The sequence below is a fragment of the Nakamurella sp. GG22 genome (assembly GCF_052976845.2).
This window is the reverse complement of the sequence record NZ_JBRIIO020000057.1, coordinates 1-15,027: the sequence shown is the minus strand read 5'-3', so window position 1 is coordinate 15,027 and position 15,027 is coordinate 1. Positions and strand designations below refer to the sequence as shown.

General features: G+C 68.7%; 12 protein-coding genes. All 12 read right to left on the bottom strand.

Annotated elements, in window-relative coordinates; translation table 11 throughout:
• Positions 1-309 (bottom strand): polyprenyl synthetase family protein (locus ACVBEQ_RS27550; protein ID WP_447156622.1); only part of this gene is annotated, 309 nt, incomplete at its 3' end.
• 171 nt (positions 310-480) lie between these two features.
• On the bottom strand, positions 481-2,211 hold the full coding sequence (gene nuoN, locus ACVBEQ_RS27545) for an NADH-quinone oxidoreductase subunit NuoN (protein WP_447156621.1): 1,731 nt from the start codon (positions 2,209-2,211) through the stop codon (positions 481-483).
• Positions 2,211-3,947 carry a complex I subunit 4 family protein gene (locus tag ACVBEQ_RS27540; protein ID WP_447156625.1) on the bottom strand — a complete coding sequence of 579 codons (1,737 nt, stop codon included), beginning with the start codon at positions 3,945-3,947 and terminating at the stop codon, positions 2,211-2,213. The genes nuoN and ACVBEQ_RS27540 overlap by 1 nt, the downstream gene beginning before the upstream one ends.
• 62 nt (positions 3,948-4,009) lie before the next feature.
• A complete protein-coding gene (nuoL, locus tag ACVBEQ_RS27535; RefSeq protein ID WP_447156624.1) occupies positions 4,010-5,926 on the bottom strand; it encodes an NADH-quinone oxidoreductase subunit L in 1,917 nt (638 codons plus the stop codon).
• A gap of 43 nt (positions 5,927-5,969) precedes the next feature.
• The gene (nuoK, locus tag ACVBEQ_RS27530; RefSeq protein WP_447156620.1) at positions 5,970-6,269 is read right to left on the bottom strand and encodes an NADH-quinone oxidoreductase subunit NuoK; all 300 of its coding nucleotides are present in this window, start codon (positions 6,267-6,269) and stop codon (positions 5,970-5,972) included.
• Positions 6,266-7,189 (bottom strand): NADH-quinone oxidoreductase subunit J, encoded by a 924-nt coding sequence (locus ACVBEQ_RS27525; protein ID WP_447156619.1) that lies wholly within the window; start codon positions 7,187-7,189, stop codon positions 6,266-6,268. Before ACVBEQ_RS27525 ends, nuoK begins: the two co-directional genes overlap by 4 nt.
• Positions 7,186-7,845, bottom strand: a complete 660-nt coding sequence (gene nuoI / locus ACVBEQ_RS27520; RefSeq protein ID WP_447156618.1) for an NADH-quinone oxidoreductase subunit NuoI — start codon at positions 7,843-7,845, stop codon at positions 7,186-7,188. The genes ACVBEQ_RS27525 and nuoI overlap by 4 nt, the downstream gene beginning before the upstream one ends.
• Positions 7,832-9,289, bottom strand: coding sequence for an NADH-quinone oxidoreductase subunit NuoH (gene nuoH / locus ACVBEQ_RS27515; protein ID WP_447156617.1), 1,458 nt, complete (start codon positions 9,287-9,289; stop codon positions 7,832-7,834). Before nuoH ends, nuoI begins: the two co-directional genes overlap by 14 nt.
• The gene (locus ACVBEQ_RS27510) at positions 9,289-11,991 is read right to left on the bottom strand and encodes an NADH-quinone oxidoreductase subunit G (protein WP_447156616.1); all 2,703 of its coding nucleotides are present in this window, start codon (positions 11,989-11,991) and stop codon (positions 9,289-9,291) included. The genes nuoH and ACVBEQ_RS27510 overlap by 1 nt, the downstream gene beginning before the upstream one ends.
• The gene (gene nuoF, locus ACVBEQ_RS27505; RefSeq protein WP_447156623.1) at positions 11,991-13,355 is read right to left on the bottom strand and encodes an NADH-quinone oxidoreductase subunit NuoF; all 1,365 of its coding nucleotides are present in this window, start codon (positions 13,353-13,355) and stop codon (positions 11,991-11,993) included. Before nuoF ends, ACVBEQ_RS27510 begins: the two co-directional genes overlap by 1 nt.
• A gap of 229 nt (positions 13,356-13,584) precedes the next feature.
• The gene (gene nuoE, locus ACVBEQ_RS27500; protein WP_447156615.1) at positions 13,585-14,334 is read right to left on the bottom strand and encodes an NADH-quinone oxidoreductase subunit NuoE; all 750 of its coding nucleotides are present in this window, start codon (positions 14,332-14,334) and stop codon (positions 13,585-13,587) included.
• 148 nt (positions 14,335-14,482) lie between these two features.
• On the bottom strand, positions 14,483-15,027 hold a 545-nt coding region (locus ACVBEQ_RS27495), incomplete at its 5' end, for an NADH-quinone oxidoreductase subunit D-related protein (protein ID WP_447156614.1).

Here is a 15,027-nt window from a genome sequence, read left to right as displayed (position 1 = left end):
GTCCGCCTCGTCCATGACGTCGTCGTGGTACAGCGTCGCGAGGTGGATCAACTCGACGACGGCGGACGCGATGATGACCTCTTCCGCCTCCGGATGCGGACCGACACCGGCCGCCACCAGGGTGAACAGCGGGCGGAACCGCTTGCCGCCGGCGTGCATCAGGTGCGACGCCGCCTCGGTGACGAACCCGAACTCGCTGATCAGTTCACGCTCGAGCAGATCCTCCACCCTGACCAGCCCGGAGGAGACCCGGGCCGACAGGCGCGGGTCGGCCAGCTCGATGCCGGCGAGGATGGTAGGGGCGTTCACACTACCGAGCCTATGTCAGCCGTCGACGTGCCCGGTTCCGATGGTGATGTCAGCAACACTGTGGCCTCACAAGCTGGGGCCTCACAAGCTGGGGCCTCACAAGCTGGGGCCTCACAAGCTGGGGCCTCACAAGCTGCGACCTCACACGCTGGAACCTCACACGCTGGGACCTCACGACAGCATCGGCAGCGGCACGGTCAACCAGTCCAGCGCCGGCCCCGGGAAAAGGCCCAGGCCGACCGTCACCAGTGCGGCGACGGCGATCACGATGACCGTCAACACGCCGGGAACCACCACGAACGGCGCCCCGGTGGTGACCGGGCTCGATCCTGCGGCCCTCGATCCTGCCGGGCTCGCACCTGCCGAGCTTGCACCTGCCGCGCTCGGACCGGTGGCCGACCCGGACGGCGCGGCGGAACCGCCAGAGGCGGCGCCGACCGTCACCCGCTCCGGCGGCGGGAACTGACCGGCCGGTTCGGCGAAGTACATGACCACGACGATGCGCAGGTAGAAGAAGGCGGTGACGGCCGTCGCGACCATGGCCAGCACCACCAGACCGCCGAACCCGGAGGCCATCGCCGCGGAGAAGACACTGAACTTCCCGATGAATCCGGCGGTCAGCGGGATGCCGGCGAACGACAACAGGAACAGGCTCATCGCCAGCGCAAGCAGCGGGGACCGCTTGGCCAGTCCGGCCCAGTCGGAGACGTGCGAGGCCTCGCCGTCACCCTTGCGGACGACGGTCAGCACCGCGAACGCGCCGATCGTGGCGAACCCGTAGGTCAGCAGGTAGAACAGCGTGGCCGACGCGCCCTGCTCGGACATCGCCAGCACGCCCAGCAGGATGAAGCCCGCGTGCGCGACCGACGAGTAGGCCAACATGCGCTTCATGTCGGTCTGGGTGATGCCGATGACGGCGCCGATCACCATCGACGCGCCGGCGATCACGCCGAGCACCGGCTGCCAGGTCCAAGTCATCGGCTCGAGCGCGACCATGCACACCCGCAGCATCGCCGCGAAGGCCGCGACCTTGGTGCAGGACGCCATGAAGGCGGTGATCGGGGTCGGCGCACCCTGGTAGACGTCCGGTGTCCAGAGGTGGAACGGGCCGACGGAGGCCTTGAACAGCAAGCCGACCAACACGAGTGCAAGACCGCCGAGCATCAGGATGTCGCTGCTGTCGCCGGCCCTCGCCTGCGCAGCGATCGCCGCGAACTGGGTGGAGCCCGAGTACCCGTACAGCAGCGCCAGTCCGTAGACGAAGATCGCCGAGGTGAAGGCGCCCAGCAGGAAGTACTTGACCGCGGCTTCCTGCGAGATCAACCGGCGCCGACGGGCGAGCCCGCACAGCAGGTACAGCGGCAGGGACAGCACCTCGAGGGCGACGAACAACGTCACCAGGTCGGTGGCCGCCGGGAAGATCGCCATCCCGGCGACCGCGAACAGGGCCAGCGGGAAGACCTCGGTCTGCATCGGGGCTGCGATTTTCGCGGCCGCCCGGTCCCGGGCCGATCCGATCCGCGCGGCAGCCTGGGTGACGAACGCGCCCCCAGGTTCCGACACCCGGTCCGACATCAACAGGATCGACGGCAGTGCGAGCAGCAGCAGCACGGTCCACATGACATAGGTGCCGGCATCGACGGCGAGTGCGCCGCCGAACGTCACGCCGTAGTCCTCCTGGCTCTTACCCCAGAGCGTCCAGCCGAGAGCGGCCGTGATGATGACGAACGCGAAAGAGGACTGCACCGGGAAGCGCAACCGGCGCGGCACGAAAGCCTCGAAGAGCAGCGCGATGACGGCGCCGGCCAACAGGATCAGCACCGGGGCGGTCTCGCTGTAACTGATGGCCGGAGCGGCGATCGGGTCCGTCGGCGCACTCACCAGGGTCGAGAGGAGATCCATCAACTGCCACCTTCGATGGGAGCGTCAATTGCGGGCGGCGGGTTGGTGTAGCCGGCGTCGACCATCGTGCGTTCCGCGGTGGGATTGATGACGTCGAGCACCGGCTGCGGGTACACGCCGAGCAGCAGGATCAGCAGCACCAGCGGTGTCACCACTGCGATCTCGCGTGCGGTCAGGTCGCCGAATCGGGCACGGATCCGGCTCGGCTCGTGCGGCGACTCCGCGGTGGAGTCGCCGGTCGGGCCGGCCCCCTCCGGTTGCAGCGCCGAGCGGTGCGCGCCGCCGGTCAGGGCGGGGGCGCCGGCGGTGACCGGAACACGCTCGCCACCACTCCCGGGGCCGCCGTCGCCGAGGCCACCGCTCCCGCCGCGGGGGCCGTCGTCCAGGCCGAAGTTGCCGAAGTCGTCACCACGGTGGGCGCCGCCGAGAACGGCGACACCACGGACCGGACCGGTCATCGTGCGCTGGAAGATCCACAGCATGTAGACGGCAGCCAGAACGATGCCGATGGTGGCGACGGTGGCCCAGCCCGGGTACCGAGTGAACGTGCCGATGAGCACGAGGAACTCGGAGATGAACGAGTTGGTGCCGGGCAGCGCGACGGTCGCGAGCGCGGCGATCAGGAAGACCCCGCCGAGAATCGGTGCGACCTTCCAGACGCCGCCGTAATCGCCGATCAGCTTCGAGCCGCCGCGGGCGGTGAGCATCCCGACGACGATGAACAGCAGCCCGGTGGCCAGACCGTGGTTGACCATGTACAGCGCAGCACCGGCGATCGACTGGGTGGTGAACGCGAAGACGCCCAGCGCGATGAAGCCGAAGTGAGCGATCGAGGTGAACGTCACGAAGCGCTTGAGGTCGCTCTGGCCGGCGGCGACGATCGCGCCGTAGATGATGCCGAGCACGGCCAGCAGGATGATGACCCAGGCGAGCTTCGCGCTCGCGGCCGGCAGCAGCGGCAGACAGATCCGCAGGAACCCGAACGTGCCCACCTTGTCCAGCACGCCGACCAGCAGGGTGCCGGCGCCCACCGGGGCCTCGGTACCGGCGTCGGGCAGCCAGGTGTGCAGCGGCACCAGCGGCGCCTTGATGGCGAAGGCGATCGCAAAGCCGGCGAAGATCCACATCTGGGTGGATTCCGGGATCTGGTTGGCGATCGAGCGCAGCGTCACCCAGTCGAACGTGCCGGCGCCGAGAACATCGGCCGACGCGACGTACAGGCCGATCAGAGACGCCAGCATCAGCAGGCCGCCGAGCAGCGAGTACAGGAAGAACTTGGTCGCCGCGTACGCCCGCCGGACCCCGCCGAACGCCCCGATCAGGAAGTACATCGGGATCAGCATGACCTCGAACATCACATAGAACAGGAAGACGTTCGTCGCGGCGAACACCCCGACCATCGCCGCCTGCAGGGCCAGCAGCAGGGCGAAGTAGCCGCCGATCGTGCGGCCGACCGGGAGCTTCTCCTCCCAGGACGCGCCGAGCACGATCGGCATCAGGACGGCGATCAGCGCGATCATCGTCAGCGAGATGCCGTCGACGCCGAGCGAAAAACTCACTCCGAACGACGCGATCCAGTCGACCGAGAACGTCTCCCGGAACGGGACGGCGACCTGCGCCGCGGCGTCACCCATCGACGAGCGGTAGGCGATCCACAGGGCGATGACGACGACCAGTTCGGCGAGCGAGAAGCCGAGCGCGGTGAACTTCGCGGTTCTGACCGGCGCGCCGGACATCCCGGCGAGCACCAGCGCACCGAGCGCGGGAATCGCGATCAGAGCCAGTAAGTAGACGGAGTTCACGCCGACCTCACCACCAGGAGCATCAGAACGACGGCAAGCGTGCCGGCGAACATGGACAGGGCGTAGGACCGGACGAAGCCGTTCTGCCAGTGCCGCCATCGGCCGGAGAGACCGCCCAGCGCCGCAGCCGTGCCGTTGACGGCGCCGTCGATGCCCTTCGCGTCGGCGAACACCGACGCACCGGTCAGCCAGATGCCGGGCCGGGCGAACAACGCCTCGTTGATCGCATTGCCGCCCACGTCGGCGCGGGCCAGCGCGACGACCGGGCTGACCGGCATCGGGGCCGCGACCGGCACCGGCCGGCGGCCGATGATCCAGTAGGCGACGAACACGCCGAGCGCGACGACGGCCAGCGTGGCCAGCGTGATGACGATCGGCGCGACCGGCGGTTCGGGGTGCTCATAGGGACCGACCGACGGGGCCAGCCAGTTCATCAACCGGTCGCCGGTGGCCAGGAACCAACCGGCGCCGACAGAACCGATCGCCAGGATGATCATCGGGACGGTCATCACCGGCGAGGACTCGTGCGGGTGGTACTCGCGGCCGTCGGCCGAGCGGAGTTCCTTCCAGCGCGGTTCACCGAAGAAGGTCATGATCATCAGCCGGGTCATGTAAAACGCGGTGATGCCGGCGCCCAGCAGCGCGGCCGAGCCGAGGATCCAGCCCTCCGCACCCTCTGCGGCGAAGGCGGCCTCGATGATCGGGTCCTTGGAGAAGAAGCCCGAGAAGTACGGGAAGCCGATGATCGCGAGATAGCCGCAGGCCATCGTCACGAAGGTGATCGGCATCTTGCGGGCAAGCCCGCCGTAGTGCCGCATGTTGACCTCGTCGTTCATCCCGTGCATCACCGAGCCGGCGCCGAGGAACAGTCCGGCCTTGAAGAAGCCGTGGGTGAGCAGATGCAGGATGCCGAGCGCGTAGACGCCCGCGCCGAGACCGACTGCCAGGAACATGTAGCCGATCTGCGACACCGTGGAGTAGGCGAGGACCTTCTTGATGTCGTCCTTCGCGCAGCCGCCGATGCAGCCGACCAGCAGGGTCACCGTGCCGACGATCGCGACGACCAGCCCGCCGTCGGACGTCAGGTCGAAGATCGGCGCCGAGCGGGCGATCAGGTAGACGCCGGCGGTGACCATCGTCGCGGCGTGGATGAGGGCGGAGACCGGGGTCGGGCCCTCCATCGCGTCAGGCAGCCAGGCCTGCAGCGGCACCTGACCGGACTTGCCGCAGGCGCCGAGCAGCAGCAACAACCCGATGACGGTGACCGTCCCCGGCGACTGCGCCGCGACCTCCTCGATCTGCGAGAAAACGCCACTGAACGAGACGGTGCCGGTTTCCTTGAAGATCAGGAAGATGGCCAGCGCCAGGCCGACGTCACCGACCCGGTTCATGATGAAGGCCTTCTTTGCGGCGGTGGCCGCGGCCGGCCGGTCGGACCAGAAGCCGATCAGCAGGTACGACGCGAGACCGACGCCCTCCCAGCCCGCGTACAGGGTGACGAAGGAGTTGCCGAGCACCAGCAGCAGCATCGCCGCGACGAACAGGTTCAGGTAGGCGAAAAACTTTCGCCGGTCGGCGTCATGGGCCATGTAGCCGATCGAGTAGATGTGGATCAGCGAACCGACGCCGGTGATCAGCAGCACGAAGGTCAGCGACAGCGGATCGATCAACAAACCGAAGTCGATGTTCAGCGACCCGGACTGGATCCAGGTGAACACCGAGACGTCATGCATCCGATCGGTGGCCGCGTCGCCGAGCACGTTCGCGAAGATCACCAAACCGAGCACGAACGCCGCGATCACGGTCGCGCACCCGATCAGGTGCCCGACCCGGTCCAGCCTCCGTCCGCCCAGCAGCAGCACGATCGCACCGGCCAACGGCAGTGCGATGAGCAGCACCGACGCGCCGTAGATACCCGTCACTGCCCTGATTCCTTCACTGTGCTCGCTCCACGATCTAGAACTTCAGCAGGTTCGCGTCGTCGACGGAGGCACTCCGCCGACTTCGGAAGATGGACATGATGATCGCCAGACCGACGACCACCTCCGCCGCGGCGACCACCATGACGAAGAACGCGAACACGATGCCGTTGAGGTTTCCCCAGAGGTTCGAGAACGTCACCAGCGACAGGTTCACCGCGTTCAGCATCAGCTCGACGCACATGAAGACGACGATGGCGTTCTTGCGGACGAGGAAGCCGACGGCGCCGATCCCGAACAGCAGCGCGGACAGCACCAGGTAGTGGTTCGGCGTCATCGCGCACGCCCCCCGTCGGCCCGGTCGGCATCGGACAGGTCACGGTCCGAAAGGTCACGGTCGGCCAGGTCGCCGTCCGCCAGGTCGCCGTCCTCATCGGGCCGGCGCGGGTGCTCGGCCGATTCGATCTCGGTCAGGGTCCGGCCGCTGCGGAACCGGCGGGCGACGTTCTCGCTCTCCGACATCTCCACCAGGTCGGACACCGACCCGGGGGCGATCGAGCCGTCCGGCAGCAACGCCGGAGTGGCGTTGGACATCGAGGTGGCGAACACCCCGGGGCCGGGCAACGGCGACATCCGGTCCGAGCGCATCCGCTCGTGCACCCGCTGGCGCTGCGTCTTGCGTTCGCCCGGCGCCTTTTCGATGTGCGTGAGCACCATCGCGCCGGTGGCCGCGGTGATCAGCAGCGCACTGGTCAGTTCGAACGGGAACAGGAAGTCGGTGAACAGCAGTTCGGCGATCGAGCCGATCGGCCCGCGATCCGCCATCGCCGCGGTCAGGCCGACCGACGGCACGTTGTCCAGCGCCCGGAGCAGACCGGTGACCAGCAGCGTCACGAAGGCGATGCCGATGACGGTGGCGATGATCCGCTGCCGCTTGAGGACCTCGAAGGTGGAGTCGCCCGCGTCCCGGCCGGTCAGCATCAGCACGAACAGGAACAGCATCATGATCGCGCCGGTGTAGACGATGATCTGCACGAAGCCGAGGAACTCGGCGTTCTGGGCGATGTACAGGCAGCCCAGGCAGAGCATGGTGAGCACCAGCCAGAGTGCGGAGTGCACCGCCACCCTGGAGAACACCATGCCGACGGCCCCGAGCAGCGCGAGCGGCGCGAGCACCCAGAAGGCGATCAGTTCGCCACCGGAATCGATGACCTCGGCCGCGGCCGCCGCGGTGACGGCCAGAGCGCTGGTGATCACGACGGCGTCCCGGTCTGGCTCGCGACCGGCACCGCGGTCCCCGCCTCTTCCGCCTCGGACATCTCCGGGCCGGCAGCCCGAGCAGACGCCGGCTCCCCGACAATCGACCCTTCGCCGGCCACCCCTGCCGCCCGCTGGCCGCTCGGGGCGTCCCGCAGGAGCTCCGGACCCTTCGCGTAGTAGTCCTCGTGGTCGCCGAGCCGCATCGGGTGCGGCGGCTGTTCCATTCCGGGCAGCAGCGGCGCGAGCAGCATGTCCTTCGTGTAGATCAACCGCTGGCGCTCGTCATCGGCGAGCTCGTACTCGTTGGTCATGGTCAGCGACCGGGTCGGGCACGCCTCGATGCACAGCCCGCAACCGATGCAGCGCAGATAATTGATCTGGTAGTTCTTCCCGTACCGCTCCCCCGGGCTGTACCGCTCTTCGTCGGTGTTGTCGGCGCCCTCGACGAAGATCGCGTCCGCCGGGCACGCCCACGCGCAGAGCTCGCAGCCGACGCACTTCTCGAGGCCGTCGGGATGACGGTTCAGCTGGTGCCGGCCGTGATAGCGCTTCGCGGGCTGCTCGGGGTTCTTCGGGTAGTCCTCCGTCACCACCGGCTTGAACATGGTGGAGAAGGTGACCCCGAATCCCTTGACGGGATCAAGAAAGGACATCGCTGCCTCCCGGCAGTTCGTTGGTGCCGGATCGCGCGCCGCTCGGCACGGCAACCCGGTGGTCCCCGGTCTGTTCGGTGCGCTGTTCGGTGCGCGCTGCGCGGATCGGTGCGACGGGCACCTTGAGATCCATCGGCGGGACCGGGTAGCGACCGAGCGGTGGCGCGACCACAGTGGCCGATCCGTCCGCCGTTCGCTCCTCGATGGCCAGTGCGTCGTCCTCGAAGTCCTCTTCGTCGTCGCCGCGTTTGCCCGGCCATGCGACCGCCGCGATCAGCAGCAGCGCCAGCGGGATCCCGACCCACAGCAGCACCTCGGTGGTGGTGAAGCCCTCCGAGTTGCGCAGCACCCGGACGGCCCCGACGAGCACGATCCAGACCAGCGAGACCGGGATCAACACCTTCCAGCCGATGGACATGAACTGGTCGTAGCGGATCCGTGGCAGCGAACCACGCAGCCAGATGAACACGAAGACGAAGCCGAGCACCTTGATGAAGAACCAGAGCATCGTCCAGTAACCGGTGTTCGCCCACGGGAACAGGCTCACCGGCCACGGCGCGCGCCAGCCGCCGAGGAACAGCGTGGTGGCGATCGCGGAGACGTTGATCATGTTGATGTATTCGGCGAGGAAGAACAGCCCGAAGCGCATCGACGAGTACTCGGTGTTGAAGCCGCCGACCAGCTCGCCCTCGGCCTCGGCGAGGTCGAAGGGGGCGCGGTTGGTCTCGCCGACCATCGCGACGCAGTAGACGACGAACGAGACCGGGAGCAGCCACACGTACCAGCCGGGGGTCTGCTGGTTGACGATCGCGGCGGTGGACAGCGTGCCGGAGTACAGGAACACCGCGACGAACGACAGGCCCATCGCGACGTCGTAGGAGATCATCTGTGCGGCCGACCGCAGGCCGCCGAGCAGCGGGTAGGTGGATCCGGACGCCCAGCCGCCGAGCACGATGCCGTAGACACCGACGGAAGCGAGGGCAAGCGCCACCAGCACGCCGACCGGTGGGTCGATCAGCTGCAGCGCGGTCTGCTCGCCGAACATGCTGACCTCGCCGCCGACCGGGATGATCGAGAAGATCAGGAACGCCGGGATCGCGGCGAACGCCGGCGCAAGGATGTAGACGACCTTGTCCGCCCGCGCCGGGATGATGCCTTCCTTGAATTGCAGCTTCAGTGCGTCGGCCAGCGACTGCAGGAGCCCGAACGGGCCGTTCCAGTTCGGCCCAGGCCGGTGCTGCATGCGGCCGACGACCCGGCGCTCGAACCAGATCGCGAACAGGGTCAGCAGCAACAGCATCACCATGACCAGGACGGCCTTCACCAGCGCCAACCACCACGGATCGTCGGCCAGCAGCGGCTCGACCGACCCGTCCGGGGCGAGCGGAACGTTCTCGGCGGCGGCGCGGTACGCGGCCGCGATGGTCGAGAATGATGCGCTCATCAGCGTTCCCCTCCTGAGGCGCCGGCACTGCCTTGATCAAAACTGCCTTGATCGAAACTGCCCTGACCGAAGCCGGGCCCGCCACCCGGTGGCAGGCCGACCGCGGGCACAACCTGCACGACATCGGACACCGTCGCGCCGAGCCGTCCGGAGGTTGCCACCCCATCGATGTGCGCGGGCAGCCAGACAACGCCGTTCACCATCCCGGTGACGACGAGCGGGAGGGTGATCGAGCTGAGCGGGCCACGCACCGTCACCGCGTCACCGCTGTTCACGCCCAACGCAATCGCATCGGCCGGCGACAGTCGCACCACGTCCGGCCGGGCGGTGCCCATCAGGTGCGGCTCCCCGTCGAGGCCGCGGCCACCGTCGAGGTTCATCCGCCAGGACGCAAGCACGAAGCCGGCCCCCGCACCCGCACCATCGGCCCTGTTGATCATGGCAAAACTCGCGGGATCGGGCCCCGACACGCCGTTGCCTGCGCGAGTTACGTCATGATCAACACCAGCAGAGTCCGCCACGGGGAAGGCCGGGCGGGAACCGCTCCAGACACCGAGCCGGGCCATCTCACCGGCAGCCGCCGCGGCGGTCTGCGTGTACAGGTCGACGTCCATCTCGACGCCGAGGGTGTCCAGGATCCGGGCCTCGTCGAGCATGCCGGCCTCGGGCAGGGCGGCGTCGAACAGCCGCAGCCGGCCCTCCCAGTTCACGAAAGCCCCGGACTTCTCCGCGACGGCGGCCACCGGGAACACCACGTCGGCCAGTTCGGTGACGGCGCTCGCCCGGATCTCCAGGCTGACGACGAAACCGGCGCTGGCCACCGCTGCCAGTGCTGCGGCGGGATCGGGCAGGTCCGAGATCTCCACACCACCGATCACCAGACCGGCTAGGCCTGGTTCCGCAGGCTCCGCAGCGTCCTCCGCGAGATCGGGCTCGGCGATGCCCACCGCCGCCAGGATCCCGGCGGTGTCACGGCCCGGTGTCTCGGGAATCGATGCGCCCCAAGCTGCCTCGACCTCCGCCCGGGCGGCGGGATCGGACAGTGGGCGACCGCCCGGCAGCACGGAGCCGATCGCGCCGGCGTCCAGCGCACCGCGCTCACCCGCTCGGCGTGGAACCCACGCCAGCTGGGCACCGGTGGCGTCGACCAGTGAGCTGACGGCGCTCAGCAGACCGGGGGTCTGGGCCGCCCGCTCGCCCACCAGCACGACGGCGCCGGGTGTGCGCAGGGCGGCGCCGAGCCGATTGCGCTCGGCCGCGTCGGGAACACCAGCGTCGGCGAGGGTTTCGCCGGCCAACCCGGCCAGCACGCTCGGCTCGGTGCCGGGGACGGCGCCGACGAGCGTTCCGGACAGCTTGTGCAGGCCCGCGCTCAGCACGGACGACACCGAGAACACGGCGAGGCCACGACGGGCCGCCTTGCGCAGGCGGAGGAACAGGATCGGCGATTCCTCTTCCGGTTCGAGGCCGACGAGCAGGACGACCGATGCCTTCTCCAAGCCGGCGTAGGTGACGCCGCCGCGCTCGGGGGAGGTGCCGGCGACCCGGGATGCGAGGAAGGCCTCTTCCTCGGCAGAGTGCGCCCTGGCCCGGAAGTCGATGTCGTTGGTGCGCAGTGCGAGCCGGGCGAACTTCGCGTAGGCGTAGGAGTCGGTGACGGTCAGCCGGCCGCCGGTCAGCACGCCGACACCGCCGGACTCCCGGGCGGCCAGCAGGCCTCGAGCTGCGACGGCCATCGCCTCGGTCCAGGAGGCTTCGTGCAGTTCGCCGTCCTCGCCGCGGACGAGCGGGCGAGTCAGCCGGTCGGCCTCACGGACGTACGGGAAGGCGAAACGACCCTTGTCGCAGTTCCACTCCTCGTTGACGTCCGGGTCGGTGCGGGCCAGTCGTCGGGTGACGGCGCCCGCCCGGTGGTCGGTGCGCATCGCGCAGCCGCTCGCGCAGTGCTCGCAGACAGTGTCGGTGGAGACCAGGTCGAACGGCCGGGCCCGGAACCGGTAGCCGGCCGACGTCAACGCACCGACCGGGCAGATCTGGATGGTGTTGCCCGAGAAGTAGGACTGGAACGGCTCTTCGGAGTTGATCCCGATCTGCTGCGCGGACCCGCGTTCGAGCAGATCGATGAACCGGTCACCGGCGATCTGGTCGGAGAACCGGGTGCAGCGCTGGCACAGCACGCACCGCTCGCGGTCCAGCAGGATCTCGCTGGACACGGCGATCGGCTTGACGAACACCCGCTTCGGGTCGCGCAGCCGGGACACCGCGGAACCGTTCGCGAGGGTCTGGTTCTGCAGCGGGCACTCGCCGCCCTTATCGCAGATCGGGCAGTCGAGCGGGTGGTTCAGCAGCAGGAATTCGAGGTTCGAGCGTTGCGCCTTCTCGGCGACAGGGGAGCTCAGCTGGGTCTTGACCACCATGCCGTCCGCGACGGTCTGGGTACACGACGCCTGCGGCTTGGGCATCGGACGGCCGCCCATCTCGACCTCGACGAGGCACTGCCGGCAGGCGCCGACGGGCTCGAGCAGCGGGTGGTCGCAGAACCTCGGAATGGCGATGCCGATCCGTTCCGCGGTGCGGATGACCAGCTCACCCTTGGGCGCGATAACGCTGACGCCGTCGACGGTGAGCCGGACGTGCCCCTCCGGAACCGGTTCCGGTTCCGGCGCGGGCGCACCGGCGGGTGGAGTCGCAACCTGGGTCATCAGTGAGCCCCCACGAGCAGACGTGATTCGACCACCGGCGGAGTGCGACCGGTGACCAAATCCTCGAACTCGGATCGGAAGTACTTGAAGCTGGACAGGATCGGTGTCGCGGCGGCGTCACCGAGCGCGCAGAACGACCGTCCGGCGATGTTGCCGGCGGCGTCCGCCATCGTGTCGAGGTCCTCGAGGGTGCCTGCCCCGGAGACGATCCGGCGCAGGATCTGCACCAGCCAGCCCGTGCCCTCGCGGCACGGTGTGCACTTGCCGCACGACTCGTGCTTGTAGAACTCGAGCCACTTCCAGACGGCCCACGGCACCGAGACGGTCTCGTTGAAGCACATCAGCGCCGTCGTGCCGAGCATGGAACCGGCGGCCGCGACGTCGTCGAAGGACAGCGGCACGTCGAGGTGCTCGGGGGTGAAGATCGGCGTCGACGACCCGCCCGGGGTGAAGAACTTCAGCGGGATGCCGTCGAGCATGCCGCCGGCGGAGACCAGCAACTGGCGCAGCGTGGTTCCCATCGGGGCTTCGTACTGACCGGGGTTGGTGACGTGCCCGGACAGCGAGTAGATCTTCGGCCCCGGCGACTTCTCGGTGCCCATCGAGCGGTACCAGTCCGAGCCGCCGAGCAGGATCGCCGGCACCGAGGCGATGGTCTCCACGTTGTTGACGACCGTCGGGCAGGCGTACAGACCGGCGATCGCCGGGAACGGCGGCTTCAACCGCGGTTGGCCGCGGCGCCCTTCGAGCGAGTCGAGCAGGGCGGTCTCCTCACCGCAGATGTACGCGCCGGCGCCGCCGTGCACGACGATCTCCAGGTCGTATCCCGAGCCCAGGATGTTCTTACCCAGCAGCCCGGCGGCCTTCGCCTCGTTCACCGCGTGCTGCATCCGGCGCATCGCGTGCACCGCCTCGCCGCGGATGTAGATCGCGCAGAACGGCGCGCGGATCGCGTAGGAGGTGATGATGCAGCCTTCGATCAACGAGTGCGGATCGGCCATCATCAGCGGGATGTCCTTGCAGGTCCCCGGTTCGCCCTCGTCGGCGTTGATCACCAGATAGTGCGGCTTGGTGTCGCCCTGCGGCAGGAACGACCACTTGAGACCGGTCGGGAAACCGGCGCCGCCGCGGCCGCGCAGACCGGAATTCTTGATCAGTTCGGTGAGCCGGCCGGGATCGACCGCGAGGGCGGCCGGCAGCGCCTGGTAGCCGTCGAGCTGCCGGTAGGTGTCAAGGCTCCAGGACCGGGGTGATGCCCACCGCCGGGTCAGCACCGGCGTCAGCGGGGCGGCTCCGTCGGCCGGGGTCGGGAATCGCTCGCCGCGCGCCGGGGCGGCCCCGCGGAGCGCATCGGCGACCGACATCGGTCCGCTCGGCTCGGCGGGCGGGGCGACAGCCGGACTGATCGTCACCGGGATGGGATCCGGCGCCTCGCCGGTACCGGGCGAGCTGAAGGTGCCCGGGCCGGTTTCCTTCGCCACGGACTGCTCGACGGGCGATGCCGCGGGCGGCGGCACCGCTGCGGGCGCCGGTTCGCCTGCTGGCGTCGTCCCGTTCGGGGACGGATCGGCCGGAGTGCTCATCGCTGGCTCCTCATTTCTTCTCCGGCAGCGCCGGCATCTCGAAGGAGTCGGGCATCGTCGGGGCGCGCTGATCGGTGTGCTCGGCCAGCACCGCGCCGCGCAGCGTCGGCACGGAAGCGGTCGGCGCCTCCACGCGGGACTCGAGATCCGGGTAGATACCGGCGATCTCGAGTTCGACCGACCTGAAGTCGGTCAGCGGTGCGCCGCGGGTCGGCGACGGCCGCTCCCCCGCCTGCAGGGCCGTCACCAGGTCGAGAGCGCCGTCCGGGGTCTGGTTGTCGAAGAACTCGTAGTTGACTTGCAGCACCGGCCCGTGATCGCAGGCTGCCAGACATTCCGCGTGCTCGAGGGTGATCGAACCGGTGGTACCCGGCTCCCCCGAGGTCTCCTCATGACCGACACCGAGGTGCTGGGACAGGGTCGCGTAGATCGCGTCGCCGCCGAGCCCGGCGCAGAGCGCGTTCGTGCAGACGCTCACCAGGTGCTGACCGCAGGGCGTGCGCTTGTACATCGTGTAAAAAGTCGCGACCGCCGAGACCTCCGCGTCGGTCAGCTGCAGCTTGGTCGCACAGAACTCGACGCCCGGCTGCGAGACGAACCCCTCCACCGACTGCACGAGGTGCAGCAGCGGCAGCAACGCCGACCGGTACTCCGGGTACTTGGCGATGATCTCGTCGGCCCGCGCGTGCGTCAGCTCGTCGAAGACGACGGTGGACGGCAGGAAGACCGGGACGCCGATCCGCCTGTTGTGTTCACTCATCGGTGACACCTCTCGACTCCGCGCTCGTTCCGCTCTCTACCGATGGCTCGCTCTGGGGTCGCTCCGCGCCTCGGCGCCAGGGCGCCTGCGATGCTCACTCCCCCGCGCTCGCGGGCGCCGGGGCGCCTGCGATGCTCACTCGCTGTCGTCATCGGTCGACCCCACCCATCACCGGATCGATCGACGCAACCGCGGCGACAACGTCGGCGATCATCGAACCCTCCGCCATCGCCGGCATCGCCTGCAGGTTCACGAAACCGGGGTCGCGCAGGTGGACTCGCCATGGCCGGGTACCGCCCGAGGACACCACGTGGCAGCCCATCTCGCCTCGTGGGTTCTCGATGGCAACGTAGGCCTGCCCGGCCGGGACCTCGAAGCCCTCGGTGACCAGCTTGAAGTGGTGGATCAACGACTCCATCGACTGGCCCATGATCTTGCGGATGTACTCCAGCGAGTTGCCCATCCCGTCGGAACCGATCGACAACTGAGCCGGCCAGCCCACCTTCGGGTCGGCCACCATCACGGGGCCGGGCTCTTCGAGCCGCTTGACCACCTGCTTCATGATCTTCAGCGATTCCCACATCTCGGCCAGCCGGATCAGGAACCGCGAGTAGCAGTCGGCGTCGGTCGAGGTCGGAACCTCGAACTCGTAGTCCTCGTAGCCGCTGTACGGCATGACCTTTCGCAGGTCCC

Bases quoted from the DNA above. Each gene is read 5' to 3' on its own strand.
- nuoN (WP_447156621.1), bottom strand. From the start codon at position 2,211: ATGGATCTCCTCTCGACCCTGGTGAGTGCGCCGACGGACCCGATCGCC.
- ACVBEQ_RS27540 (WP_447156625.1), bottom strand. From the start codon at position 3,947: ATGTCCGGCGCGCCGGTCAGAACCGCGAAGTTCACCGCGCTCGGCTTC.
- nuoK (WP_447156620.1), bottom strand. From the start codon at position 6,269: ATGACGCCGAACCACTACCTGGTGCTGTCCGCGCTGCTGTTCGGGATC.
- nuoI (WP_447156618.1), bottom strand. From the start codon at position 7,845: ATGTCCTTTCTTGATCCCGTCAAGGGATTCGGGGTCACCTTCTCCACC.
- nuoH (WP_447156617.1), bottom strand. From the start codon at position 9,289: ATGAGCGCATCATTCTCGACCATCGCGGCCGCGTACCGCGCCGCCGCC.
- ACVBEQ_RS27510 (WP_447156616.1), bottom strand. From the start codon at position 11,991: ATGACCCAGGTTGCGACTCCACCCGCCGGTGCGCCCGCGCCGGAACCG.
- nuoF (WP_447156623.1), bottom strand. From the start codon at position 13,355: ATGTCGGTCGCCGATGCGCTCCGCGGGGCCGCCCCGGCGCGCGGCGAG.
- nuoE (WP_447156615.1), bottom strand. From the start codon at position 14,334: ATGAGTGAACACAACAGGCGGATCGGCGTCCCGGTCTTCCTGCCGTCC.